Here is a 25,381-nt window from a genome sequence, read left to right on the forward strand (position 1 = left end):
GTACGCCTCGTCAGCGGATCGGCAGCGCGTACATCAGGCCGCCTTGCGTCCATTGCGCGTTCAAGCCGCGCTTGATCTTCAGCGGGCTACCCTGTCCGACGTTGCGCTCGAAGCTCTCGCCGTAGTTGCCGACCTGCTTGACGATGTTGTAGGCCCACTTCTCGTCCAGCCCCAGGTTCGCGCCGCCGCCGGGCGTCACGCCCAGGATGCGCTTGATGTTGGGGTTGTCGCTCTTGACCTGCTCGTCGACGTTCTTGGAGGTCACCCCGTACTCTTCGGCCTCGATCATGGCCGACAGCGACCAGCGCACGATGTTCAGCCAGGCGTCGTCGCCCTGGCGCACGAACGGCCCCAGCGGCTCCTTCGAAATGATCTCGGGCAGCACCACGTAGTCGTCGGGCTTCTGCAGCTTGGAGATGCGGATCGAGGCCAGGCCCGAGGCGTCGGTCGAGAACACGTCGCAACGGCCCGCGGCGAAGGCGTTGACCACTTCATTGAAGGTCTCGATCACCACCGGCTTGTAGGTAACCTTGTTGGCACGCGCCCAGTCGGCCAGCGTGTTCTCGTTGGAGGTGCCGGTCTGCAGGCAGATGGTCGCGCCGTTGATTTCCTTGGCGCTCTTGACGCCCAGCGACTTGGGCACCAGGAAACCCTGGCCGTCGTAGAAGTTGATGCCGGCGTGGATGATGCCCAGCGCGGTGTCGCGCTGCTGCGTCACCGTGGTGTTGCGGGTCAGCACATCGACTTCGCCCGACTGCAGCGCGGTAAAGCGCTGCTGCGAATTCAGCGGCACCACCTTGATCTTGTCGGCGTCACCGAACACGGCCGCGGCGATGGCACGGCACAGGTCCACGTCCAGCCCCTGCCACTTGCCCTGCGCGTCGGGCGCGGAAAACCCCGCAAAGCCCGTGGTGGTGCCGCAGGTGACCGCCCCGCGCTGGCGCACGATGTCCAGCGTCGCCGCTTGTGCCCCTTGTGCCGCGGCGAACAACAACGCCGCGCCCGCCAACCCTTTTGCAATGTTCATGACTCGTTTTCCTGTTGTACCGGAACGCGCAAGCGTCCTGTTGTAGCGGGGCGCGCAAGCGCGCCGAGGCGAGAAGCTTATCGGCATGAAGCGCCCGCGCCAAATAACAAGCGCTTATTTGGGTATATCACGCCGCCAGCGAAATAGACACCGGCTGGTTGGCCTCGCAGGCCTCCAGCGCGCGGCTCAGGCGCTGCATGCCCTGCGCGATCTGGCTTTCGTTCATGGTGGCGAACGACATGCGCATGGCGTGCATGTCGGCCTGGGCCGCGTCGGCGTAGAACGCCTTGCCCGGCACGTAGACCACTTCGTGCTCGATGGCGTAGGGCAGCAGGCGGGTGGCGTCGACCTCGCCGGTCAGGCGCGCCCAGAAGAACATGCCGCCTTCGGGCTTGCTGAAGGTAATGCGGCCGGCCAGTTCGCGCTCCAGGCTGGCGGCCATGGCGTCGCAACGCAGGCCGTAGGCGGCGCGGATGCGCGGCACGTGTTCCTCGTAGCGACCATTGGCCAGGTACTGCGCCACCACTTCCTGGATCCACGCGGACGAGGCCATGTCGTCGGCGGCCTTGGCGCCGACGCAGCGGCGGCGGATTTCGGGCGGGGCCACCAGCCAGCCGATGCGCAGCGCGGGCGCCATGGTCTTGGACATGCTGGCCAGGTACACAGCCCAGTTGCGGGCTTCGCCCTCGGCCAGCGCCATGATGGGCGGCACCGCTTCGCCGGCAAAGCGCAGTTCGCTATAGGGATCGTCTTCGACGATCAGGAAGCGGTGCTTGACCGCCAGATCCAGCAGCCGCAGGCGGCGCTGGCGAGAGATGGTGGCGCCACAGGGATTGGAGAACGACGCCACCACGCACACGACCTTGGGCTTGATGCGCGCGGCCAGTTCGTCGAGCGCGTCGATGTCGACGCCATCCGGGCCCGACGGCACGGTGTGCACGGTGGCGCCGGTGTAGCGCAGCGCCTGCACGGAATTGGGGAAGGCGGGCGATTCGATGATGGCGTGGTCGCCCGGTTGCAACATCACCCGGCTCAACAGCGCCAGCGCCTGTTGCGAGCCGCCCGTGACGGCCAGTTCCGTATCCGCGTTGCATTGCAGCCCGCGCGCCGCCGAAAGCCGCGCCAGCTCATGGCGCAGGCTGGCCTGGCCATCGATGTTCGAGTACTGCAGGCAGGCGCCCAGGCGCGCCAGCACCTGCGTCGAGGCGATCGACAGGCCGTCCACGTCGAACAGTTCCTGCGCGGGGTAGCCGCCCGCCAGCGAGATCGTGCCGGGACGCAGCGCGTAGGGCATGAGTGATCGGATCGGCGAAGCGGGGGGATTCAGGAAGGGCGTGGCAAATGCGTACTCGGGCGCGGCGCTGGACATGGCGGAGGGAAACGGCGAGAAGGAGGAGGGAACCGCGCGATCCACGAGGACCGCGCCGGCGGGTTTAGAACATTGAAATCTAAACAAATATCCTGAAATTCTAAGCCTGCGATTCGGACAGGGTCAACGAAGATAGCGTGGCGCGCGGCCCGGTGTGGCGAAACGGTGCGCGCGCGTCCTACACTATGGGACATTCCGTTCCCAAGAGAACCGCATGACCGATGTAGACACCATGGCCACCCGCCTGGCCGGGATCCGACAACGCATTGCGCAGGCCTGCGAGCGCGCAGGCCGCGCGCCGGACAGCGTGACGCTGCTGCCCGTCAGCAAGACCTTCGAGGTCGACGCCATCCGCGAAGCCATGGCGCTGGGCCTGACCCGTTTTGGCGAGAACAAGACCCAGGAGCTGCGCCAGAAGGCGGCCGCGCTGGCCGGCCAGGGCCTGCAATGGGTCCTGATCGGCCATTTGCAGACCAACAAGGCCAAGGACGCGGCGCGCGACGCCACCGAATTGCAATCACTCGACCGGGTCGACCTGGCCGAAGCCCTGCATCGCCGCCTGGTCAATGAGGGCCGGACCCTGGACGTACTAGTCCAGGTCAAGACCTCCAGCGAACCCAGCAAGTACGGCATGCCCCCCGCCGAGGTGGCGGCGTTCCTGCGCCGCATCGTGGCGGATTTCCCCACCCTGCGGGTACAGGGCCTGATGACGATGGCGGCCAACTCCCCCGACCCGCTGGAAGTGCGCGCCTGCTTCCGCGCCCTGCGCGAGCTGCGCGACCAATTGCGCCAGGAAGGCATCGCCGGCGTGTCGCTGGAACGCCTGTCCATGGGCATGAGCGGCGATTTCGAGCTGGCGATCGAGGAAGGCTCGACCGAAGTACGCATCGGCACCGCCATCTTCGGCGCCCGCAGCTACCCCGATCCGCAATAAGCCGCTGATTCCGGGGCCGCAAACGAGCGCATATTGCCGGACGGCCGGGGCATAATACCCTCGCAAAAAAACGAGGAGACTCCCCATGCACAAGCACGCCCGGCGCCTGTTGGCGCTTGCCGCACTGTCGCTGGCCGCCACCGCGGCCTCGGCCCAATCCTGGCCCACCCAACCCATTCGCTGGATCGTGCCCTACCCGGCCGGCGGCGGCGCCGACGTGGTCGCGCGCACCGTCGCCAGCGGCATCGAAAAGCCGCTGGGCCAGACCATCGTGGTCGAGAACCGCCCCGGCGCCGCCACCATCATCGGCGCCACCGCGATCTCGCAGGCCGACCCCTCCGGCTACGTCATCGGCACGGCCGATTCCGGCACCCTGGCTTACAACCCCACGCTGTACGCCAAGCTGGCCTACGATCCGTCCAAGTTCACCTACGTCGGCGGCATCGCCAAGTTCCCGCTGCTGCTGGCGGTGAACGTCAATTCGCCCTACAAGACGGTCAACGACGTGATCCAGGCCGCCAGGAAGGAGCCGGGCAAGCTGACCGCCGCCTCCGCTGGCGCCGGTTCTCCGCATCACCTGGCGCTGGAATTGTTCAAGCAGCGCACCGGCGCCAACCTGCTGCACGTGCCCTACAAGGGCGCGGCGCCCGCCATCCAGGACCTGCTGGGCGGACAGGTGGACCTGATGTTCATCGACCTGGCCGCCGGCCTGCCCAACGTCAAGGCCGGCAAGCTGCGCGTGCTGGCCGCGGCCACGCCCGAGCGCGTTGCCGTGCTGCCGGACGCGCCCACCATGGCTGAACAGGGCGTGCCCGACTTCACCGCCTACGCCTGGCAAGGCCTGGTCGCCCCCGGCGGCCTGCCGGAGCCGGTGGTCAAGAAGCTGTCCGCCGAACTGGACGCCGCGCTGAAGTCGCCGGCCGTGTCGCAGAAGATGCTGGACATGGGCGTCATCCCGATGCCGATGTCGGCGCAGGACTTCAAGGCCTATGCCGACAAGGAACGCGCCGCCTGGGCCGAGGTAATCAGGAAGGCCAACATCAAGCTCGAGTGAGCGCGCCTGGCCTTGCATGAAAAAAACGCGGCCATCCGGCCGCGTTTTTCATGGCGGCGACGCCGGGCCCGGCGTTCACTTGCGCGGCAGCGTCACGACCATGCGCAACGCCTCGACGCATTGCCGGCCCTGCTCGATCGCCCGCCCGAACGCGTCAGAGCCGATCTCGTCATGGCTGAACCAGCTAACCTTCCTGGCGCTGCGGTAGCGGTACTGGTAGCCCGACTTGGCCGGCTTGCCGTCCAGGTCCACGTCGATCCACGGCGAACGGACCTGGCAATGCAGCGGCGGCGCCTGGACCTTGCCACCGGCCAGCGTCACGTCATAAGACGCGGTTTCCGGCGTGCCGAGGTAGATGTCGGCCAACTGGCCCGCCTGGCGATAGCGCGCGAAGAGCTCCCAGTCATCGTTCAGTTCGGTGTGGGTGTACACATGCTGGCGGCCGACCCGTTCCAGCGCGCGCAGGTCCACCAGCGTGGCATCGATGCGGTAGGCCTGCGGCACCACGAAATCGCTGGCGGCACGGCGCAACTGGCAGTCGCGGTTCTCGGCGGCGAAGCTGCGGCACAACGCCTGGTCCATCGCCGTCGCGCCGTTCTGCTGGTCGCCCGCGCTGATTTCCGCGGCCACCATGCGGCTTACCTCGACCGAAGCGCGCACCTTGGCCTGCCCATCCTTGTCGAACTGTTCATGGCGCGTCACCAGGATGCTGGGCGCGGGGCGTTCCAGCGGAATGTCCTCGCGCCGCACATTGCCCCGGTCATCCATGACGAAGGCCCAGCGTTGCTGGATGTCCGGCATGGTGAAGCCCGGCACGAACACTGGATTGGTGGGATCCAGCCACCAGGTCTCGCCCTGCACCTGGGCGCGCACGATGGCGTGGTTGGGCGCCGACAGACCCGGCAACAGCACCGCTGGCGCCACGGTGCCGCGCGTCACCAGGGCGGGTTCGGCGGCGACCCCGGCCGCGCGCAGCATGGCCGTCAGCAGCACCGCCAGGTCCTTGCAGTCGCCGTAGCCGCGCCGCTCGATCTCGTCGAGCGCGAAGGGAACCTGGCCCCGCTCGCTGCTGCGCCAATCGCCCAGGTAGCGATAGCGTTCATGGATGTGGCGCATCAGCGCGGCCACGGTCTGCGCCGGTGCCTTGCCCCGCTGGGCCGAGACGGCCGCGGCCGCGGCCTGCGGCAAGGCCGCCGCCAGGATGGCGTTGTAGCGCGCCGCGAACGGCCCGAAGTGGTCCTGCAACGCGGCCGAACTACCGATCTCCAGGCGCGGCGACTGGCGCAGATAGCCCTGGTCCGCCTCGTTGACATAGGCGTAGTAGTACGGCGTGGCTTTCAGTTCCACCGTGATGCGGCGCGCATCGGGCGAGGCCTGGACGCGATAGGCATCCATCGCCTCGGTGCGCCAGACCATCGGGCGCTCGGCGCTGAACTCGGCGTGGAAGCGCTCCTGGCGCACTGCCCGCGGCTGCAAGCCGAGCACGTAGTGGAATTGCGTCGCCGACGGAATGCCGGCGTAACGCTCGCGCAGCGTGTAGACGATGGTGCTGCCCACCCGCAGGTTGGGAAAGGCCAGCGAGGTCTGCTTGTGACGCAGAAAACCCTGGTCCGGATTTGGCGCCATGCGGGTGTCGATCTGGTCCGCGCTCAGCGGCACCGGCTTTTCGCCTGGCTGGATCAGCTCGGCGCGCTCGACCTCGACGCTGTCGTTCTCGGCATAAGTACGGTCAATGCGCGAGACCAGCTCGCGCCCGGCCAGCGTCAGGATGGTATAGCGGTATGTGCTCACGCACTCGGTGCTGTTGTCCTGGCCGAAGCGGCAGTGGAATTCAGTGTCGCCGGACAGCGGCGCTTCGGCGGCGGGTTGCATGGCGCCCTGGACGGGCAGGCTGGCCGTGGCCGCCAGGACGGCGGCCAGGATTGGGGTGCGGGGGGAAACGGGCATGGAAACTGCTGACACCTCACATTACAATTGAGACGCAATATTATTTGCAATGAAGTAGCCGCACAAGTCGGCGCGGCTACGACGCGCCTGTGCCGCCACGCGAGCAAACAAAACGCCCGGCGAATCCGCCGGGCGTTGCGAGACGCGGCCATCCGGCCATCGGCCGGCGACGCGCTACACCAGCACGCGTTCGATGCCGCCCGCGTTGGCGCGGCGCACGTAGTCTTCCATCCAGCCTTCGCCGAGGATGTGGCGCGCCATCTCGACCACGATGTAGTCGGCGTCCATGCCGGTGTCGCCCTGGTAGCGCGACAGGCCCTGCAGGCACGACGGGCACGAGGTCAGCACCTTGACGTCACCCGTGAAGCCATCGCCGCGCAGCGCGGCATCGCCCTTGAGCAGCTCTTCCTGCTTGCGAAAGCGCACCTGGGTCGAGATGTCCGGCCGGCTGACCGCCAGCGTGCCCGACTCGCCGCAGCAGCGGTCGCTCTTGACCGCGCCGTCGCCCACCAGAGAACGCACGGTCTTCATCGGGTCCTGCAGCTTCATCGGCGTGTGGCAAGGATCGTGATACATGTAGCGCACGCCCTTGGCGCCTTCCAGCTTGATGCCCTTTTCCAGCAGGTATTCGTGGATGTCGATCAGGCGGCAGCCCGGGAAGATCTTCTCGAACTCGTAGCCGGCCAACTGGTCGTAGCAGGTGCCGCAGCTGACCACCACGGTCTTGATGTCCAGGTAGTTGAGCGTGTTGGCGACGCGATGGAACAGTACCCGGTTGTCGGTGATGATCTGCTCGGCCTTGTCGGTCATGCCGTTGCCGCGCTGCGGATAACCGCAGCACAGGTAGCCCGGCGGCAGCACGGTCTGCACGCCGGCATGCCACAGCATCGCCTGCGTGGCCAGGCCGACCTGCGAGAACAGGCGCTCCGACCCGCAGCCCGGGAAGTAGAACACCGCTTCCGTGTCGGCCGTGGTGGCCTTGGGATCGCGGATGATCGGCACGTAGTTCGCGTCCTCGATATCGAGCAGCTTGCGCGCGGCCTGCTTGGGCAGCCCGCCCGGCATCTTCTTGTTGACGAAGTGCACCACCTGCTCGCGCAGCGGCGGCTTGCCCACGGTCGCCGGCGGCGCCGAGGTCTGCTTCTTCACCAGGCCCGACAGCAGATCGTGCGCGGCGCGCTGCACCTTGTAGCCCACGCCCACCATCGCCTTGCGGGTGGCATTGATGGTGGCCGGATCCTTGGCGTTCAGGAAGAACATGGCGCTGGCCGTGCCCGGATTGAACGACTTGCGGCCCATGCGCCGCAGCACGGCGCGCATGTTCATCGAAACGTCGCCGAAGTCGATGTCGACCGGACAGGGGTTGTAGCACTTGTGGCAGACGGTGCAGTGGTCGGCCACGTCCTCGAATTCTTCCCAGTGCTTCAGGCTGACGCCACGGCGGGTCTGCTCTTCGTACAGGAAGGCCTCGACCAGCAGCGAGGTCGCCAGGATCTTGTTGCGCGGCGAATACAGCAGGTTGGCGCGCGGCACATGGGTGGCGCACACCGGCTTGCACTTGCCGCAGCGCAGGCAGTCCTTGATCGAATCCGAGATGGCGCCGATGTCGCTCTGCTGCATGATGAGCGACTCGTGGCCCATCAGGTTGAAGCTGGGCGTCCAGGCGTGGCGCAGGTCGGCGCCGGGCATCAGCTTGCCGGCGTTGAAGTGGCCATTGGGATCGACGCGGCGCTTGTAGTCCTGGAACGGCGCCAGTTCGGCCTCCGTCAGGAACTCGTACTTGGTCAGGCCGATGCCGTGCTCGCCCGAGATCACGCCGTCCAGGTCGCGCGCGATCTGCATGATGCGCTCGACGGCCTGGTGGGCCTCCTGCAGCATGCCGTAGTCGTCCGAGTTGACCGGGATGTTGGTGTGGACGTTGCCGTCGCCAGCGTGCATGTGCAGCGCCACGAACACGCGGCTCTTGAGCACGCGGCCGTGGATCGCCACCAGCTCGTCCAGGATCGGCTTGCGCGCCGCGCCTGAGAACGCCGCCTGCAGGCCGGCCAGCACCTCGGTCTTCCACGACACGCGGATGGTGCGATCCTGCACCACATCGAACACGCGCGCCTGCGGCTGCGCCGCCAGACGCTCGGCCAGCGCCCCACGCAGGTGGCCCATGCCCAGCGTTTCCAGTTGCGGCATGGCGTCGGCCAGCGGCAGGTCCAGGTTGTCCAGCAGCCACTGCCAACGCTGGCGCGCGGCGGCCAGCAGCTCGATGGCCTGGCGCGTGCGCTCGGCCAGCACCTCGGCGCGGGTCTCGTCGTCGGCGGCGTCTTCGGCCTTGCCGACCGGCAGCGGCGTACAGAGATAGTCGTCCAGCGCGTCCAGCAGGCGCAGCTTATTGCGGGTCGACAGCTCGATGTTGATGCGCTCGATATGGTCGGTGTACTCGCCCATGCGCGGCAGCGGGATCACCACGTCTTCGTTGATCTTGAAGGCGTTGGTGTGGCGCGCGATCGCGGCGGTGCGCGAACGGTCGAGCCAGAACTTCTTGCGGGCCTCGGCGCTCACCGCCACGAAGCCTTCGCCATGGCGGGTGTTGGCCAGGCGCACCACTTCGCTGGCGGCCGCGGCCACGGCGTCCTCGTCGTCGCCGACGATATCGCCGATCAGCACCATCTTGGGCAGCGAGCCGCGCTTGCTCTTGGTGGCGTAGCCGACCGCGCGCAGGTAGCGCTCGTCCAGGTGCTCCAGGCCGGCCAGGATGGCGCCGCGGGCGCGGCCTTCGCCGTCCAGGTAGCCCTTGACCTCGACGATCGACGGGATCGCGTCGCGCGCCTGGCCGAAGAATTCCATGCAGACCGTGCGGGTGTGCTTGGGCATGCGGTGCAGCACCCAGCGCGCCGACGTGATCAGGCCGTCGCAGCCTTCCTTCTGGATGCCGGGCAGGCCGGCCAGGAATTTGTCCGTGACGTCCTTGCCCAGGCCTTCCTTGCGGAACACGCGGCCGGCGATTTCCAGGGTCTCGGTCTTGAGCAGGCGTTCGCCCGGCTTGCCACGGCCGTCGAACCACTTGAGTTCGAAGCGGGCCACCTCCACGTCATGGATCTTGCCCATGTTGTGGTCCAGGCGCGTCACTTCGAGCCAGTTGCCGTCCGGATCGACCATGCGCCACCAGGCCAGATTGTCGAGCGCGGTGCCCCACAATACGGCCTTCTTGCCGCCGGCGTTCATGGCGATGTTGCCGCCTACGCACGAGGCCTCGGCCGAGGTCGGATCCACGGCGAACACGAAACCGGCCGCCTCGGCCGCCTCCGACACCCGCTTGGTCACCACGCCGGCGCCGGCATGGATGACGGCCACGGGCTCGGTGAGCCCGGGCAGGATACAGGACTCGACCTTGCCCAGCTTGTCGAATTTCTCGGTGTTGATGACGGCCGACTTCCAGGTCAGCGGAATCGCGCCGCCGGTGTAGCCGGTGCCGCCGCCGCGCGGCACGATGGTCAGGCCCAGCTCGATACAGGCGGTGACCAGCGCGGCGATCTCGTCTTCCGAGTCCGGCGTCAGCACCACGAACGGGTACTCCACGCGCCAGTCGGTGGCGTCGGTCACGTGCGATACGCGCGACAGGCCGTCGAACTTGATGTTGTCGCGCGCGGTGATGCGGCCCAGCACCTTCTGCGCCTGCTTGCGCAGCATGGCGGTCTGGTCGAACTCGCCCTCGAAGGCGGCGATCGCCGAACGCGCCCGGCCCAGCAGGCCCAGCACCTTTTCGTCGCGGTGCGGATCGTGGCCGGCCTCGGCCGGCGCGCCGGGTTCGCGGCGGCGGTCGATCTCGCCGAGCCGATGGTGCAGTGCGTCGATCAGTTGCTTGCGGCGCTTGGGATTGTCCAGCAGGTCGTCCTGCAGGTACGGATTGCGGCGCACTACCCAGATGTCGCCCAGCACCTCGTACAGCATGCGGGCGGAGCGCCCGGTGCGGCGTTCGCCGCGCAGGTCGGTCAACAGGCTCCAGGCGTCATCGCCCAGCAGCCGGCCGACGATCTCGCGATCGGAGAACGACGTGTAGTTGTAGGGAATTTCGCGCAGTCGCGCGGGTGCTGTGGGCGGCGTCGCCCCGTTCAAGATGTGGCTGGCGAGTGGGGCGTTCATGGCGGCAAGAGGGGGCCCTTAAAAAATTATTTTATGCCATTGGCCGGAACCGCCCCCGAATACCCCCTGGGAAGCGTCCAGCGACGGGACAATGGCATGATTATATGTCCCCAATTAAGTGAGGCGTCAGCACCTAGACCTGCCCTGGAAACAGCCACAGCAGGCTCGCCGTCATGGCCAGATAGCGCAGGAACTTGCCGATGGCCATATAGGCCACGCACGGCCAGAACGGCAGCCGCAGCCAGCCGGCCACGGCGCACAGCGGATCGCCCACGGCCGGCAGCCAGGACAGCAGCAGCGCCGGCGGCCCCATGCGGTGTATCCAGTCATGGGCACGCTCGTGCCAGCGCCCGCGCATGCGGGATTGGGCCGGCGCGTGGGGGTGACGCTCCTTCCAGCGCTCGACGGCCTTTTCCGCGCCCAGGCCCATGGCGTAGCTGATGGCGCCGCCGATGGTGTTGCCGGCGGTCGCCACCAGGATGGCGGGCCAGAACATGTCGGGCGACAGCTTGATATAGCCGAACACCGCCGGCTCCGAGCCAAGCGGCAGCAACGTGGCCGAGATCAGCGAGACGGCGAAGATGGCGGACAGGCCCACCGAGGGCAGGGCCAGCAGGCCGAGCAGCCAGTGGATGGCGGAGAGGAGGCTTTCTTCCATGATGCCGTCGAGTGTAGCCGCGCGCCTCCCGCACCCGGCCGCCGCCGTCCGGTCCGTGGCGAAAGCCCGCGAAAACCGCCTGGGACCGAGGCTTTCCCTGCAATAATCGCGCTCACGCCATGGCGCGCATGGGTCCACTCTTTGCGCCGCCCAATTTTCCGCCCCTACCCCAAGCGCAGTCCATGTCCACCGATTATCTGAAACGCATCCTGACCTCCAAGGTCTACGACGTCGCGGTCGAATCGCCGCTCGAATCCGCGCCGCTGTTGTCGCAGCGCATGGCGAACACGATCCTGCTCAAGCGCGAGGACACGCAGGCCGTATTCAGCTTCAAGCTGCGCGGGGCGTACAACAAGATGGCCAACCTGACGCCGGCGGCGCGCAACCGCGGCGTGATCGCGGCCTCGGCAGGCAACCACGCCCAGGGCGTGGCGCTGGCCGCCTCCCGGCTCGGCTGCCGCGCGGTCATCGTCATGCCCACCACCAGCCCGCAGGTCAAGATCGACGCGGTGCGCCGTCTGGGCGGCGAAGTGGTGCTGGCCGGCGAAAGCTTCTCCGACGCCTATGCCCACGCGCAGACGCTGGAGAAAAAGGAAAAACTGACCTTCGTGCACCCTTTCGACGATCCCGACGTGATCGCCGGCCAGGGCACGGTGGGCATGGAGATCCTGCGCCAGCACCCTGGCCCGATCGACGCCATCTTCGTGGCCATCGGCGGCGGCGGCCTGATCGCCGGCGTGGCCGCCTACATCAAGCAGTTGCGCCCCGAGATCAAGATCATCGGCGTGCAGACCGAGGACTCCGACGCCATGCTGCGCAGCGTGCGCGCCGGCCGGCGCGTGCAGTTGAACGACGTGGGGCTGTTCTCCGATGGCACCGCGGTCAAGCTGGTCGGCGCCGAGACCTTCAAGCTCACCCGCAAGTACGTCGATGATTTCGTGGTGGTCGACACAGACTCGATCTGCGCCGCCATCAAAGACGTGTTCCAGGACACCCGCAGCGTGCTGGAACCAGCCGGCGCCATGGCCGTGGCCGGCGCCAAGCAATACGCCGCCGAACACAAGCTCAAGGACAAGACGCTGGTCGCCATCGCCTGCGGCGCGAACATGAACTTCGACCGCCTGCGCTTCGTGGCCGAGCGCGCCGAGGTCGGCGAAATGCGCGAGGCGGTCTTCGCCGTCACCATGCCGGAGCAGCGCGGCAGCTTCCGCCGCTTCTGCGAACTGGTCGGAGAACGCAGTGTGACCGAGTTCAACTACCGCATTTCCGATTCGGACCGCGCCCACGTGTTCGTCGGCCTGCAGGTATCGTCGCCGGCCGAACCCGACAAGATCGCCAGCCACTTCCGCCGCCATGGCTTCGACACGCTCGATTTGACGCACGACGAAATGGCCAAGACCCACTTGCGCCACATGGTCGGTGGCCGGTCGGCGCAGGCGCGCGACGAACTGCTCTATCGCTTCGAGTTCCCGGAACGCCCGGGCGCGCTGATGCGTTTCCTGAACGCCATGAACCCGGACTGGAACATCAGCCTGTTCCATTACCGCAACCAGGGCGCCGACTATGGCCGCATCCTGATCGGCATCCAGGTGCCGGCGGCGGACAAGAAGCAATTCCGCGGCTTCGTCGCCGAGCTGGGCTATCCCCACTGGAACGAGACCGACAATCCAGCCTACAAGCTGTTTCTGTAGGCCAAAAAACCGAGAGGGCCTCCGCATGGAGGCCCTTCCCTTCTCTGCTCAGGACTCGCCCGACCGCAACCTGAAGGGGGGGTTCGCTGTCACTCGGCGGCTCACGGAGATGTGCCGCGCATTCAGCAAGGTGCGACCGGACCGATGCCCTCGCTTAGAAACGGTGACGCAGACCCACCGCGAACGCGGTGTCGCGCGCATCGTGCTGGAACGCGTAGTTGTCGCCGTAGGAGGCATACGCGTACAGATTGGTGCGCTTGGTGAAGTCGTACGTGTAACCCAGGCTGTAGACGTTGAACGTCGCGTCGTCGCCGGTCAGCTTGGCGTTGTTCGGCGTGGCGCGCTGCCAGGAGCCGAAGATGGCATGGCGGCCCAGCGGCACGGTGGCGCCGATCATGTAGGAATTGGCGCGGAAGCCGTCGGCCAGCTTGAACGTGCCCAGCTTCTGCATGCCGTCCGGCGTGGTGCCCATGTTCTGGCCGATGAACCAGCCGTCGCGGGTCTGGCTGAACGCCGCCGCCAGCTTCACGACCTCGAAATCGTAGGTGCCGCCAACGATGTATTCCTGGATGCGCGAACTGGACTTGCCGCCGATGTTGTCATTGGACGGATTGAAGCGGTCGTAGGCCGCGGCCAGATTCAGCGGACCGTTCAGGTATTGCGCGCCCACGGTCAGGACGCGGTTGTTGTTGCCCGTGGCGAAGCCGGTCTGGTGCTTTTCCTTGACGCCGTCCTCGACGGTGTCATCGGCGCTGAACGAGTAGCCCACGCCCACCTTGAAACCGCCCATGCTGGGGGTCTGGTACAGGACCATGTTGTCCAGGCGCATCGTGTTGGCGCTGCTGAACGTGGTGCCCAGGTTGGCGGTGTTGTAGCTGATGGAGAACGGGTCGATCGAGCCGAAGTACTTCGAGGCCAGGTTGGTCTGGCGACCGAATTCCAGGCGTCCCCACGAATCACTGTCCAGGCCCACGGTGGCCTGGCGGCCCCACAGGCGGCCATTCTGCAGTGATTGGCCGTTCATCGGGCCGAAACCGCCTTCCAGGTTGAACACGGCGCGCAGGCCGTCACCCAGGTCTTCCGTGCCGCGCAGCCCGAAGCGCGAGCCGCTGCTCACGCCCTGCACGCCGGCGATGCGGCTCTGCGACTGGCCCTTGAACTTCACTTGCTCGTAGCCGATACCGGCGTCGATCAACCCGTACAGCGTCACGGAATCAGCGGCATGCGCGGCGCCGGCAAAACCGGTCAGCAACGCGACAGCCAATAGCGTCTTCTTCATAAAAGTCCCCAAAATGGCGAAAGATAAAGGCATCCCGCAACCACGCGGCGGCATCGCCGCTGCCTGCGTGCCGCGACGACAAAGCGAGCGGCGTCTGCACTGAATCTAGTGTCTGCCTTGGAACAATTTGAAGTAACGCGGATTTCGAAGAACAACTTTCCATGGGCGGGATAATGCCCGCCGCCCAACCCGCCTCGGGCTTGGAAGCTGCGTATTAAGGCCTTGATATCAAATGCGAATTCTTGCTCATAATTCGGTTTCGCCGCGCGGTCGCCGGTCGTCGCACTCAAGCGGGATTGACATCACATGTTGTGTGGGCGGCACAGTCCATGCGGCATAAACACGACAACGAGACGAGGACGGACTCCGGACGGAGAGATAAAAAACCCCTTGGCGTGCAAGGGGCTTTGGTTTCGCGCCGAACGGTGAAGGCCGCGGGTCAACGGCCCTTGGGCGGGTAGTCCAGTTCACCGAAGGTGTATTCGCCGCGGGCCTTGGCCTGCGCCAGTTCCTCGCGAACCTGCTCGCGGGTCTTGCCGGCCGTCTGGGTGGCCGCCGCGCGCGGCGGGTAATCCAATTCGCCGCTGGTGACCTGGCCGGCGGCCTTGGCGCTTTGCAGTTCCTGTTGGACCTGCTCACGCGTCATGCCCGTCTGTTGGGCGATGGCGGGCGGATAGTCCAATTCGCCGAACGTGACCTGCCCGGCGGCCTTGGCGGCCTGCAGTTCCTGTTGAACCTGTTCACGCGTCTTGCCATCGGCGTGGGCGGCGGACATACCCACCAGCGTTGCGGTAACCATGAGTGCGGTAGCTAGGGCTTTCATTGTGATGACTCCATCCTAAACCTGGCACACCGTCCGCCGCCAGGGCGGCGGCGGCAATGTGACAATTCGATTGCTGGGATGCAGTATCTGGCGATCAGACCCTAGTAAAAACCCTTATTTTGGTGAACATATTTGCATGGACGGGACAATTGCAAAGCGTATCCCGTCCGCACGACTCGGGCACCGTGCAACAACCGCTCGCGCCCTCTGCCGCAGGGCCAGCCAGACATTCAGCGGCGCGCCAGCCCGGTAACGGAATGTGTGCGTCCCGTCCGGCGGAATAGTCGCTCATAGTGGCTAAATAGACATTTCCACTGGCGGGACAATATTTCCACTTATCATATGAACCTGCCAGAAATGGAATTTTGAGTTTGAGGGCACCATGGATATCCAGCTTAACGACATCGCGCTCTTCGTCGAGGTCGCCAAGCGCAAGAACTTCAGCCACGCCGCCGAAGCCTTGAATATTCCAACGTCCACGCTCTCGCGGCGCGTCAGTGAGCTGGAGCGCAGCGTCGGCATGCGCCTGCTGAATCGCAGCACCCGCAAAATCGACCTGACCGAGGCGGGCGCCATCTATTTCGAGCGTTGCCGGCACATAGTGGAAGAAGCCCGCATCGCCCACGACCAGTTGCTCGACATGGCGGTGCAACCCAAGGGCCGCCTGCGCATCTCGCTGCCCACCAGCCTGGCGCAACTGTTCCTGCCCGCCGTGATCCGCGAGTTCCGCGAACAGCACCCCGACATCGAATGTGATTTCGATCTGAGCATGCGGCCGATCGACCCGATCAGCAATCCCTTCGACCTGATTCTGCGTTTCGGGCAGCAGCCCGATTCCAGCCTCATTTCGCGCAAGATCGTGCTGATGGCGCACCAGTTGTATGCCTCGCCCGACTACCTGGCGCGCCATGGCGAGCCGCGGGTGCCGGCCGACCTGAGCCACCACGAATGCCTGCGCCCCACCATGCGCGACGAGTCATCCTTCTGGATGCTGCATTCGGGTGACAAGGTGGAGCGCGTGCAGGTGTCGGGCCGGCTGTCGGCCAACAATGTCGGCATGCTGGGACGCCTGGCCGGACAGGGCCTGGGCATCACGCCGCTGCTGGTGTTCGATGCGATGGAGCGAGCCATCAAGCAGACCGGTCTGGTGCGCGTGCTGCCCGACTGGAGCCTGACGCCCCTGCCCCTGTTCGCCCTGCTGCCATCGCGCATGCTGCCGGCCAAGACCAAGGCCTTCCTGGACTTCATCCAGCCACGGCTCTCGGACGCCTAAGGCGAATGGACGCCTGAGGCGAATGGACGCCTGAATCGTCCGCCCGCGCCGGCCTCAGACCGACGCGCTATCGTATTGACAGACCGTGTAGAGCGGCGTGCCGGTGGCCGCGATCTTGGCGGAGCCGCCGAGTTCGGGCAGGTCGATGATGGCTGCCGCCTCGACCACGTTCGCGCCCAGGCGCTGCAGCAGCTTGATCGCCGCCAGCATCGTGCCGCCCGTGGCGATCAGGTCATCCACCAGCAGAACGCGCTGTCCGGTACGCACGGAATCGGTGTGCATCTCGACGGCCGCGTTGCCGTATTCGAGCGAGTATTCCTCGGCGACGGTGCGGTACGGCAGCTTGCCCTTCTTGCGCACCGGCACGAAACCCAGGTTGAGCTCATAGGCCAGCACGCTGCCAATGATGAAGCCGCGCGCGTCCACGCCGGCCACCAGATCCAGGCGCTGGCGCATGTAGCGGTAGACGAAAAGGTCGATCAGCACCCGGAACGCACGCGGGTCCTGCAACACCGGCGTGATGTCTCGAAAAATGACACCAGGTTGGGGCCAGTCAGGCACGCTGCGGATGGTGCGCCGGATGTACTCGGCGTTGTCGGTCTGCATGGAAGCTGGCCCTGGAGAATTGAAGCAAGGCGAACTATAACCGCGCAACCGCGCTTAAGCCAGGACCGCCACGGCTGATGACACCTCATGCAACTGTCCGCCGCGCAAAGTGCAACAGCGGTCGACGGCGCCGGGCGGCAGCACGGCATGCGTGGCCAGGATGACGGTGCGTCCCCCCACCGCGTGTTCCAGGTCGGCGAAGAACGCCGCCTCGGCGGCCGCATCCAGACCCGCGGTCGGTTCATCCAGCACGATGACATCGGCCGGCGACAACAACGCCCGCGCCAGGCACAGGCGCCGCGCCTGCCCGGCGGACAGCAGGGAACCGGTTTCGCCGGCCCAGGTATCCAGCCCATCAGGCAACCCGCGCACGAATTCCCCGAGGCGGGCGGCGTCCAGCGCGCACCACAACTCGGCGTCGCCGGCCTGCGGGTTGCCGATCAGCAGATTGGTGCGCAAGGTGCCCAGGAATACCGGGGCGTCCTGCGACAGCAACGCGATGCGCCGATGCCAGTCCGCCTGCGCACAGGCGCGGGCATCGATGCCCGCGTAGCGCACCTGGCCGTCCAGCGGATCCTCCAGCCGCAGCAGCAGATGCAGCAGCGTGGACTTGCCCGCGCCGCTCTCGCCCAGGATGGCGACCCGTTCTCCCGGCTCGACCCGCAGTTGCAGGTGATGCAGCACAGGCAGGGGCGTCTCGCCGGCCCGCGCCGGATAGGCGAAGGACACATCAACCAGTTCCAGCGCGCCGCGCCTCGGCAGCGGGCTGGGCACGGCGGGATCGCACATGTCCGGCTCGCGCTGCGCCACGTCGCGGATGCGCGCGGCGGCCGACAGCGCCGACCCCATGCGCGAGGCGCCGCGCATGATCGGGCCGGCCACTTCGAAGATACCGATTACGGCCAGCAGCAGTCCCACCAGCAACGGCCCGTGCAATACGCCGGCTTCGTAACGCGCCAGGGCGAACCACAGCAGCGCCAGCACCGATAGCCCGGCCGCCGCCTGCAGGAACCATTGCCCCCGCGCCGCGACCCGGGCCTGGCTGCCGCGGGCACGCGCGCTGGCCTCGCACAATTGGTCGAAATGCGCCTGGGTCTGCGACTGCGCATGCAGCGCGACCATGTCGGCGTGACCATCGACCGCGTCGAGCACGGCAGCACGCAGTCCGGCCGCGCTCTCCTGCGCGGCTACGCCAGGCTTGCGCGCGGCGCGCAGCAGCCACAGCGGCACCAGGACACAGACCGCCAGCAGCGCCAGAGCGAACACCAGGGCCGCCGCCGGCACCCAATAACCCAGCACGGCGGTCAACGCCGCGCCGGCCAGGATGGCCGTCGCCAGCGGCGCCAACACGAACAGGAACACGGTGTCGAGCGCATCGACGTCGCCTGTCATGCGCGCCACCAGGTCGCCACTGCGGTAACGCGCCAACTGGCGCGGCGTCAGGCGGATCAGCGCCGTGAAGACTGCCGCGCGCAGGTCGGCCAGCAGGCGCAGCGTGGCGGCATGCCCGACCACCCGGTCGGCATAACGCGACACGATGCGCAGGAACGACAGGCCGCGCACCAGCGCGGACGGCGCGAACAGATTGAAGGCGCCGCCCGCGCCGGCCAGCGCGGCGCCGGTCAGGAACCAGCCGGACACGCCCAGCAGGCCGACGCCCGCGGCCACCGTCGCCAGCGCGCAGAACAGCGCGAGCAACAAACCCGCCTTGCGGCGCGCATATAGCGGCAGGAGCAACAACAGGTTCTTCATACGTCTTTCACTTTTGCATCGGCGAGGCGCAGCACCCGCGCGAAACGCGCCGCGACCGCGGGCGAATGGGTGGCGAGCAGCAGCGTGCGGCCAGCGGCGAATGCCAGGATCTCGTCCAGCACTCGCGCCTGCGTGGCCTCGTCCAGGTGTGCCGTGGGCTCGTCCAGCAGGATCAACCCGGGATCGCGCAGGAACAGGCGCGCCAGCGCAACGCGCTGCGCCTGACCGCCCGACAGGCCATGACCGCGGCTGCCCAGCGGCGTATCCAGCCCTTGCGGCAGCCCGGCGGCGAATTCGAGCACACAGGCGCGGCGAGCCGCATCATGCACCATCGCGTCGGTGGCATCGGGGCGTCCCAACCGGATGTTGTCCGCGATCGACCCCGCCAGCAGTTGCGGCCTCTGCCCGATCAGCGCCACGCGCGCGCGCAGATCGGCCTCGCTCCACTGGTCCAGCGGCACGCCATCGAGGCGAATGTCGCCGTCGCCCCGGCGCAGGCGCGCGATGGCCTCGATCAGCGTGGACTTGCCGATACCGCTCGGCCCCATCAAGGCCGCGTGCTCGCCCGGGGTCAGCGCCAACGCCGCCGCGGACAGCACCGGCAAGGGCCGCCCGGGCGCCGTCATGGTCAGCCCCGCCACCGTCAGGCCGGCGGCGCCCGACACCGGCGCCATCGGCCCATCCTGGCGCGATTCGACGGCTTCCCCCTGCGGCAGCCCATCGAACAGCGTGGCAATCTGCGACACCGCAGCCAGCGCCGTGGCGCGGTCGTGGTAGTGCGCGGCGAACTGGCGCAAGGGCGCGTAGACCTCGGGCGCCATCAGCAGACAGAACAGGCCGGCCTGCAGCGTGAACGGCGACCAGCGCAGGTCGAGGAACCCCAGGTAGCTCAGGCCGATGTAGACGGCCACGCCCGCCACGCCCAGCGCGGCGAAGAATTCCAGCACCGCCGACGACAGGAAGGCGATCCGCAGCACGGACATGGTGCGCTGGCGCAGCGCATCGCTGGCGGCGGCGACGGAAGCCGCCTCGGCTTCGGCGCGGCCATACAGCTTCAGGGTGGACAGGCCGCGCAGGCGGTCGGCGAAGAATCCCGACAGCCGCGCGAAAGCCCGCAGATGACGCCGGCTGGCGCCTTGCGCGCCCCAGCCGACCAGCGCCATGAACAGCGGAATCAGCGGCGCGGTGATCAACAGCACCAGCCCCGCGATCACGTCCACCGGCAGCAGCAGCACGGCAAACGCCACCGGCAGCAGCGCCGCCGCGGCCATGGCCGGCAGATACTTGGAAAAGAAGCCGTCGAGCGCCTCGACCTGATCCACCAGCGCGCTGGCAATCTCGCCCGAGGCCTGCCGGCGGCTCCAGTCAGGTCCTTTGCGCAGCAAACGCGCGAACAGCGCCTGGCGCACGTGACGCTTGATGCGCTCGGCGGCATCGGCCCCGGCGCGCTCGCCCGCCCAGGTGATGCAGGCGCGCGCCAGCATCAGCGCGGCGATGGCCAGGATCTGGCCGAGCAGTTCCAGGCGCGGCGCCTGCCGCACGATGGCGGCATCCAGCACGCTGGCCAGCAGCCAGGCCTGAACCACCAGCAACGCGCCGGACGCCAGCGGCGCCGCGCCCGCCAGGATGAGCGGCAGCCGGGCCGCCCCGGCCAGCGCCATCAGCCAGCGCGATTGCTCGCGCGGCGGCTTGCGCAGGGTGGCCGAGGGGTCATGCTCGAGGCTGCTGGCGCGGCCGCTCACTCGTCGTTACGGCTGGCGCGCGGGTCATGCGAGTGACCTTCGCGCAGCTCGAACCACATTGCGTTGAGGATGGCGAACGCACACGCCAATCCCAGGCCGAGTACCCATGAGAAATACCACATGGTGAAGGCTCCTTGTCAGTACGAATTGGGCGTGTCGCCCACGGATGCATGCGTCACCTTGCCGCGCATGACGCGATACACCCAGGCGGTGTAGAGCGTCACGATCGGAAGGAACACCACCACCGCGATCACCATGATCCACAGCGTCATGTGGCTGGACGAGGCGTCCCAGACCGTCAGGCCGGCTTTCGGGTTGGTCGACGACGGCATCAGGAACGGGAACAGCGAGAAGCCGACCGTCAGGATGACGCCGCTGATCGAAACGGCCGAGGCCAGGAACGACAACACGTTGGCGCGCAACGTCAGCAACAGCAGCACCAGCACGGCGCCCGCCACGCCCAGCGCGGGCGCGATCCACATCAGCGGCCACTTGGCGTAGTTGGCCATCCAGGCGCCGGCCTGCACCGTGACCGTCTTGAGCATCGGATCCGAAGGACCTTGCATGTCCACCGCGCTGGTGATGGCATGGCCGCTGAGCGACTTCACCCAGAAGCCCCCGGCGACGAACAACACCAGCGTCAGCAACGCGCACAGGCGGCCCCAGTTGCGGGCTCGCGACGACACGGGGTCCTCGGTGCGCCAGGCCAGCAGCACCGCGCCGTGCATCGCCAGCATCACCACGCTCAGCACGCCGCACAGCAGCGCGAACGGCGTGAACAGTTGGTAGAAGTGACCCTGGTACACCATGCGCAGCGCGTTTTCGTCGAAGGTGAACGGCACGCCGAGGATGATGTTGCCCACGGCCACGCCGAACACCAGCGAGGCCACCACGCCCGAGAAGCACAGCACGCCGTCCCAGCTATTGCGCCAGCGGGTGCCTTCCATCTTGCTGCGGTACTTGAAGCCGACGGGACGCAGGATCAGCGCGATCAGCGCCAGCATCATCGCCAGGTAGAAGCCCGAGAACGAGGCTGCGTACAACAGCGGCCAGGCGGCAAAGATCGCGCCGCCCGCGGTGATCAGCCACACCTGGTTGCCTTCCCACACGGGGCCGACCACGTTGATCACCACGCGGCGTTCGGCATCGGTCTTGGCGACCACCGGCAGCAGCGCCGCCACGCCCAGGTCGAAGCCGTCCATCACGGCGAAGCCGATCAGCAGCGCGCCCAGCAGCACCCACCAGACCACCCGCAAGGTGGCGTAGTCGAAAGGAATAAGGGTATCCATTGTTTCTCTCCCCTTAGGCGCGCACGGCGGCGTGGACGGGATCGGCGGCGGCGCTGGCCGGGACCGGCGCGTCGGATTTCGGGCCCTTGCGCACGGCGTGCAGCATGACCTTCACGCCGATGATCAGCAGCACGGTGTACAGCACCAGGAAGATCGTCAGGCTGATGGCCAGGTCGGCGATCGTGAGGCCGGACGCCGCGTAATACGTGGGCAGCACGCCTTCGATCACCCATGGCTGGCGGCCGTACTCGGCCACGAACCAGCCGCTCTCGATGGCGATCCAGGGCATGGGCAGGCTCCACAGCGCCACCTTCAGCAGGCCGCGGCGGCTGTCCAGGCGACCGCGCGAGGCCAGCCAGAATGCCACGCCGAAGAACAGGATCAGGTACATGCCCACGGCCACCATGATGCGGAACGCCCAGAACAGCGGCGCCACGTTCGGCACGGTATCCACCGCGGCCTTCTTGATGTCCTCTTCGGTGACCTTGCTCATGTCGGTCTGGTAGCGTTTGACCAGCAACGCGTAGCCGAGATCGGGCCAGGTGCGGTCGAACACCATGCGGGCGTCGACGTCCTTGGGATTGGCGCGGATCTTCTGCAGGGCGTCGTACGCCACCATGCCGTCGCGGATGCGATTCTCGGCGCGCAGGATCAGGTCGTTGATGCCGAGCAGCGGGGTCGTCAGCGAGCGCGTGCCGATGAGGCCCATGACGTAGGGAATCTCGATGGCGAAGTCGTTCTTGCGTTCGGCCTGGTTGGGCAGCGCGATCAGGTTGAAGGACGCGGGCGCCGGCTCGGTGTGCCACATGGATTCCATGGCCGCGATCTTCATCTTCTGGTGTTCGGTGGTGAGATAACCGCTCTCGTCACCCAGCACGACGACCGACAGCGCCGAGGCCAGGCCGAAGCTGGCGGCGACCGCCATCGAGCGCTTGGCCAGGTCGGTGTGGCGGCCCTTAAGCAGGTACCAGGCGCTGATCGACATGACGAACATGGCGCCCGCCACGTAGCCCGCGCTGACCGTGTGCACGAACTTGGCCTGGGCCACCGGGTTGAAGATCACCGCGGCGAAGTCGGTCATTTCCATGCGCATGGTGTCGGGGTTGAACACCGCGCCCACCGGGTTCTGCATCCAGCCGTTGGCGATCAGGATCCAGAGCGCCGAGAAGTTGGTGCCGAATGCCACCAGCCAGGTCACCACCAGGTGGCTGACCTTGGACATGCGGTTCCAGCCGAAGAAGAACAGGCCGACGAAGGTGGCTTCCAGGAAGAAGGCCATCAGCCCTTCGAGCGCCAGCGGCGCGCCGAAGATGTCGCCCACGTAATGGCTGTAGTACGACCAGTTCATGCCGAACTGGAACTCCATGACCACGCCCGTGGCCACGCCCAGCGCGAAGTTGATGCCGAACAGGGTGCCCCAGAACATGGTCATCCGCTTCCAGATGGGGCGGCCAGTCATGACGTACACGCTTTCCATGATGGCCAGGATGAACGACAGGCCGAGCGTGAGGGGGACGAAGAGGAAGTGGTACAGCGCGGTCGCGGCAAACTGGAATCGCGACAGGTTGACGACGTCGAGATCAATCATTGGGGCGCTCCCATGCAGGTGAGTAGCCACAGCAACCGGCATGGTTCCCAGGCCGTCTCTGGCGCCATGATAAGGGCGTTGTATACAGCTTCATAGAGGTTTCCTGAAAAAATCGGGGCGGATCAGCGATCAGCCTTTGCCCCGCAACTTGCCGGCGAAGCCCAGCACTTTCTGCACTTTCGAACCCAGCTTCATCAGGTTCTGCAGAGTCTCCGGCGGCAGACGTTGAACCTCATCGAACCACCCGGTGGACAGTTCGATGAGCTCCAGCATTTCGGTCATGCGTTGCTGCGCGTAGGCACCGTCCGGTCCCGTGGGGGGCTCCAGCAGGGTGTCTCGCAGCAGGGTGAGGGTGGGATCGATTTCGCGCTTGCGCTTCTCTTCCATCAGGATGCGGAAGATCTCCCAGACATCCTTGGGCGTCTCGAAGTAGTCGCGGCGGTCGCCGACCTGGTGCACCAGCTTCACCAGGCGCCAGGACTGCAGCTCCTTCAGGCCCAGGCTGACGTTCGAACGGGAAAAGCCCAGCGTTTCGGCGATGTCGTCGGCATGCAGGGGCTGGGGCGCCAGGAACAGCAGGGCGTAGATCTGGCCGACGGTGCGGTTCACGCCCCAACGGCTGCCCATTTCGCCGAAGTGCAGGACGAAACGTTCGTTTTGAGGGGTGAGCACCATGATCCATCCAGGCCAGCAAATGCGATGACGGCATACATAAATAGTTACGCCGTTTTCAGAAATTCCTGAAATTATCGAACAAACTGTGCGAAAACACAAACCACACCGATGACAGGGGTATAGCCGCAAGGGATGACAATTCTGTCGTTCCGCCCCCGAAATCAGTCGCAATCTGTGGTGGACGCGCCACGAAAAAAAGCCACCCGCCGGTTGGCGGGTGGCTGCGAATCAAGGGGAAATCCAGGGCGCCGCCCCCGGCGCGCGGGGCGGATGGGCGGGTCAGCCGACCTTGACGGTGACGGCGGCCGACACGCGCTTGGCCTTGGCGCGCGCGGCGGCCACATCCTCGGCGATCGCCAGGCCCACGCCCATGCGGCGCTTGACGAAGGACTCGGGCTTGCCAAACAGGCGGATGTCGGTGCCCGGCTCTGCCAGCGCCTGCGCCACGTTGTGGAACGACACGGCCTTGGCCTCGACGCCGCCATAGATGACGCTGCTCGCGCCAGGCTGGCGCAGCGAGGTGTCCACCGGCAGGCCGAGCAGGGCGCGGGCGTGCAGTTCGAATTCGTTCTGCGCCTGGGTAATCATGGTGACCATGCCGGTGTCATGCGGGCGCGGGCTCACTTCCGAGAACCACACCTGGTCGCCGGCCACGAACAGTTCGACGCCGAAAATTCCAAGGCCGCCCAGCTCGGCCGTCACGGCAAGGGCGATCTCGCGGGCACGCTCCAGCGCCGCGGGCGACATGGGATGGGGTTGCCAGCTCTCGACGTAGTCGCCGTCGACCTGCTTGTGGCCGATCGGCTCGCAGTAGCGGGTCTCGACCTGGCCGTCGGCGCCCCGGGCGCGCACGGTCAGCAGCGTGATTTCGTAATCGAAGCGGATGAAGCCCTCGACGATGGCGCGGCCGCCGCCCACCCGGCCGCCCTCCTGGGCGTAGCGCCAGGCGGCGCCCAGGTCCTCGGCGCCCTTGATCACGGACTGGCCCTTGCCCGACGAGGACATGACCGGCTTGATGACGCAGGGATAGCCGATGCCACCGTCGATGGCCCGGCGCAATTCGTCTTCCGTATCGACGAAGGCGTAGGGCGAGGTGGGCAGGCCCAGGGTCTCGGCCGCCAGGCGGCGGATGCCCTCGCGGTTCATGGTCAGTTGCGCCGCCCGGGCGGTCGGGGTGACCCGCGCCACGCCGGCCGCTTCCAGATCCACCAGCAAATTGGTGGCAATGGCCTCGATTTCGGGGACAATAACGTGCGGTTGCTCTTGCCGGATGATTTTTTCCAGGGCTTCGGGGTCCGTCATCGACACCACATGGGCGCGATGCGCCACCTGGTGGCCCGGCGCGTCGGCATACCGGTCCACCGCGATGACTTCCACGCCCAGCCGCTGCAGAGCGATGATGACCTCTTTGCCCAACTCGCCCGAGCCGAGCAGCATGACTCGGGTGGCCAGGGGGGACAGGGGCGTGCCAAGGACGGGGCTGGGAATGCTGGACATGAGCGGGCCTGGAAAGGAAAGATTGATAGCCGGATAAAAGAGT

Annotated in this window: 19 protein-coding genes; 4 read left to right on the plus strand and 15 right to left on the minus strand. The window is 66.8% G+C overall.

From position 1 onward, the window contains the following. Positions 1–10 precede the first annotated feature (10 nt). Together AAID08_RS26900 and AAID08_RS26905 are read right to left on the minus strand one after the other, a co-directional pair. A complete protein-coding gene (locus AAID08_RS26900) occupies positions 11–1,027 on the minus strand; it encodes an amino acid ABC transporter substrate-binding protein (RefSeq protein ID WP_064524026.1) in 1,017 nt (338 codons plus the stop codon). A 127-nt stretch (positions 1,028–1,154) separates the two neighbouring features. Next, the gene (locus tag AAID08_RS26905; RefSeq protein ID WP_064524045.1) at positions 1,155–2,396 is read right to left on the minus strand and encodes a PLP-dependent aminotransferase family protein; all 1,242 of its coding nucleotides are present in this window, start codon (positions 2,394–2,396) and stop codon (positions 1,155–1,157) included. A gap of 214 nt (positions 2,397–2,610) precedes the next feature. Between AAID08_RS26905 and AAID08_RS26910 the strand changes: the two genes are divergently transcribed. Then, on the plus strand, positions 2,611–3,330 hold the full coding sequence (locus AAID08_RS26910) for a YggS family pyridoxal phosphate-dependent enzyme (RefSeq protein WP_054500414.1): 720 nt from the start codon (positions 2,611–2,613) through the stop codon (positions 3,328–3,330). 85 nt (positions 3,331–3,415) lie between these two features. Continuing rightward, positions 3,416–4,384: a Bug family tripartite tricarboxylate transporter substrate binding protein gene (locus AAID08_RS26915; protein WP_395757137.1), complete on the plus strand. Its 969-nt coding sequence runs from the start codon at positions 3,416–3,418 to the stop codon at positions 4,382–4,384. Between the two features lie 75 nt (positions 4,385–4,459). On the opposite strand, the gene AAID08_RS26920 is transcribed toward AAID08_RS26915, so the two are convergent. The 3 genes from AAID08_RS26920 to AAID08_RS26930 all read right to left on the minus strand — a co-directional run bounded on the left by AAID08_RS26920 (position 4,460) and on the right by AAID08_RS26930 (position 11,123). Next, positions 4,460–6,331, minus strand: a complete 1,872-nt coding sequence (locus tag AAID08_RS26920; protein ID WP_395757138.1) for a DUF3857 domain-containing protein — start codon at positions 6,329–6,331, stop codon at positions 4,460–4,462. A gap of 174 nt (positions 6,332–6,505) precedes the next feature. Beyond that, a complete protein-coding gene (locus tag AAID08_RS26925; RefSeq protein WP_064524025.1) occupies positions 6,506–10,465 on the minus strand; it encodes an FAD/FMN-binding oxidoreductase in 3,960 nt (1,319 codons plus the stop codon). A gap of 133 nt (positions 10,466–10,598) precedes the next feature. After that, complete coding sequence (locus AAID08_RS26930) at positions 10,599–11,123, minus strand: YqaA family protein (protein ID WP_054500410.1); 525 nt, start codon at positions 11,121–11,123, stop codon at positions 10,599–10,601. A 182-nt stretch (positions 11,124–11,305) separates the two neighbouring features. Between AAID08_RS26930 and ilvA the strand changes: the two genes are divergently transcribed. Then, a complete protein-coding gene (gene ilvA / locus AAID08_RS26935; RefSeq protein ID WP_054500409.1) occupies positions 11,306–12,814 on the plus strand; it encodes a threonine ammonia-lyase, biosynthetic in 1,509 nt (502 codons plus the stop codon). Positions 12,815–12,968: 154 nt separating this feature from the next. Here the strand turns inward: ilvA and AAID08_RS26940 are convergent, their stop codons facing one another. Together AAID08_RS26940 and AAID08_RS26945 are read right to left on the minus strand one after the other, a co-directional pair. After that, on the minus strand, positions 12,969–14,093 hold the full coding sequence (locus tag AAID08_RS26940; protein ID WP_054500408.1) for a porin: 1,125 nt from the start codon (positions 14,091–14,093) through the stop codon (positions 12,969–12,971). Between the two features lie 439 nt (positions 14,094–14,532). Continuing rightward, positions 14,533–14,916 carry a DUF4148 domain-containing protein gene (locus tag AAID08_RS26945; protein ID WP_054500407.1) on the minus strand — a complete coding sequence of 128 codons (384 nt, stop codon included), beginning with the start codon at positions 14,914–14,916 and terminating at the stop codon, positions 14,533–14,535. A 382-nt stretch (positions 14,917–15,298) separates the two neighbouring features. Between AAID08_RS26945 and AAID08_RS26950 the strand changes: the two genes are divergently transcribed. After that, the gene (locus tag AAID08_RS26950; protein WP_054500406.1) at positions 15,299–16,189 is read left to right on the plus strand and encodes a LysR family transcriptional regulator; all 891 of its coding nucleotides are present in this window, start codon (positions 15,299–15,301) and stop codon (positions 16,187–16,189) included. Between the two features lie 54 nt (positions 16,190–16,243). Here the strand turns inward: AAID08_RS26950 and AAID08_RS26955 are convergent, their stop codons facing one another. The 8 genes from AAID08_RS26955 to purT form a co-directional block, all read right to left on the minus strand. Then, complete coding sequence (locus tag AAID08_RS26955) at positions 16,244–16,795, minus strand: adenine phosphoribosyltransferase (protein ID WP_006391794.1); 552 nt, start codon at positions 16,793–16,795, stop codon at positions 16,244–16,246. Between the two features lie 54 nt (positions 16,796–16,849). Further along, entirely contained in the window at positions 16,850–18,547 is a 1,698-nt protein-coding gene (gene cydC / locus AAID08_RS26960) for a thiol reductant ABC exporter subunit CydC (RefSeq protein WP_395757139.1), read from the minus strand. After that, positions 18,544–20,289, minus strand: coding sequence for a thiol reductant ABC exporter subunit CydD (gene cydD, locus AAID08_RS26965; protein WP_175143344.1), 1,746 nt, complete (start codon positions 20,287–20,289; stop codon positions 18,544–18,546). Before cydD ends, cydC begins: the two co-directional genes overlap by 4 nt. Beyond that, positions 20,286–20,411, minus strand: a complete 126-nt coding sequence (cydX, locus tag AAID08_RS26970; protein WP_054474887.1) for a cytochrome bd-I oxidase subunit CydX — start codon at positions 20,409–20,411, stop codon at positions 20,286–20,288. Before cydX ends, cydD begins: the two co-directional genes overlap by 4 nt. Before the next feature lie 15 nt (positions 20,412–20,426). Next, the gene (gene cydB / locus AAID08_RS26975; RefSeq protein ID WP_054500403.1) at positions 20,427–21,578 is read right to left on the minus strand and encodes a cytochrome d ubiquinol oxidase subunit II; all 1,152 of its coding nucleotides are present in this window, start codon (positions 21,576–21,578) and stop codon (positions 20,427–20,429) included. Positions 21,579–21,591: 13 nt separating this feature from the next. After that, positions 21,592–23,166 (minus strand): cytochrome ubiquinol oxidase subunit I, encoded by a 1,575-nt coding sequence (locus AAID08_RS26980; RefSeq protein ID WP_054500402.1) that lies wholly within the window; start codon positions 23,164–23,166, stop codon positions 21,592–21,594. Between the two features lie 129 nt (positions 23,167–23,295). Next, positions 23,296–23,841 carry a GbsR/MarR family transcriptional regulator gene (locus AAID08_RS26985; protein ID WP_049076860.1) on the minus strand — a complete coding sequence of 182 codons (546 nt, stop codon included), beginning with the start codon at positions 23,839–23,841 and terminating at the stop codon, positions 23,296–23,298. 279 nt (positions 23,842–24,120) lie between these two features. Then, positions 24,121–25,338, minus strand: coding sequence for a formate-dependent phosphoribosylglycinamide formyltransferase (gene purT / locus AAID08_RS26990; RefSeq protein ID WP_054500401.1), 1,218 nt, complete (start codon positions 25,336–25,338; stop codon positions 24,121–24,123). Positions 25,339–25,381 lie beyond the last annotated feature (43 nt).

This window comes from Achromobacter sp. EB05 (genome assembly GCF_044232075.1).
Classification (GTDB): domain Bacteria; phylum Pseudomonadota; class Gammaproteobacteria; order Burkholderiales; family Burkholderiaceae_B; genus Achromobacter; species Achromobacter dolens.

Coding starts and splice junctions, on each gene's coding strand:
- AAID08_RS26900 (WP_064524026.1), bottom strand. CDS start 1,027: ATGAACATTGCAAAAGGGTTGGCGGGCGCGGCGTTGTTGTTCGCCGCG.
- AAID08_RS26905 (WP_064524045.1), bottom strand. CDS start 2,396: ATGTCCAGCGCCGCGCCCGAGTACGCATTTGCCACGCCCTTCCTGAAT.
- AAID08_RS26910 (WP_054500414.1), top strand. CDS start 2,611: ATGACCGATGTAGACACCATGGCCACCCGCCTGGCCGGGATCCGACAA.
- AAID08_RS26915 (WP_395757137.1), top strand. CDS start 3,416: ATGCACAAGCACGCCCGGCGCCTGTTGGCGCTTGCCGCACTGTCGCTG.
- AAID08_RS26920 (WP_395757138.1), bottom strand. CDS start 6,331: ATGCCCGTTTCCCCCCGCACCCCAATCCTGGCCGCCGTCCTGGCGGCC.
- AAID08_RS26925 (WP_064524025.1), bottom strand. CDS start 10,465: ATGAACGCCCCACTCGCCAGCCACATCTTGAACGGGGCGACGCCGCCC.
- AAID08_RS26930 (WP_054500410.1), bottom strand. CDS start 11,123: ATGGAAGAAAGCCTCCTCTCCGCCATCCACTGGCTGCTCGGCCTGCTG.
- ilvA (WP_054500409.1), top strand. CDS start 11,306: ATGTCCACCGATTATCTGAAACGCATCCTGACCTCCAAGGTCTACGAC.
- AAID08_RS26940 (WP_054500408.1), bottom strand. CDS start 14,093: ATGAAGAAGACGCTATTGGCTGTCGCGTTGCTGACCGGTTTTGCCGGC.
- AAID08_RS26945 (WP_054500407.1), bottom strand. CDS start 14,916: ATGAAAGCCCTAGCTACCGCACTCATGGTTACCGCAACGCTGGTGGGT.
- AAID08_RS26950 (WP_054500406.1), top strand. CDS start 15,299: ATGGATATCCAGCTTAACGACATCGCGCTCTTCGTCGAGGTCGCCAAG.
- AAID08_RS26955 (WP_006391794.1), bottom strand. CDS start 16,795: ATGCAGACCGACAACGCCGAGTACATCCGGCGCACCATCCGCAGCGTG.
- cydC (WP_395757139.1), bottom strand. CDS start 18,547: ATGAAGAACCTGTTGTTGCTCCTGCCGCTATATGCGCGCCGCAAGGCG.
- cydX (WP_054474887.1), bottom strand. CDS start 20,411: ATGTGGTATTTCTCATGGGTACTCGGCCTGGGATTGGCGTGTGCGTTC.
- cydB (WP_054500403.1), bottom strand. CDS start 21,578: ATGGATACCCTTATTCCTTTCGACTACGCCACCTTGCGGGTGGTCTGG.
- AAID08_RS26980 (WP_054500402.1), bottom strand. CDS start 23,166: ATGATTGATCTCGACGTCGTCAACCTGTCGCGATTCCAGTTTGCCGCG.
- AAID08_RS26985 (WP_049076860.1), bottom strand. CDS start 23,841: ATGGTGCTCACCCCTCAAAACGAACGTTTCGTCCTGCACTTCGGCGAA.
- purT (WP_054500401.1), bottom strand. CDS start 25,338: ATGTCCAGCATTCCCAGCCCCGTCCTTGGCACGCCCCTGTCCCCCCTG.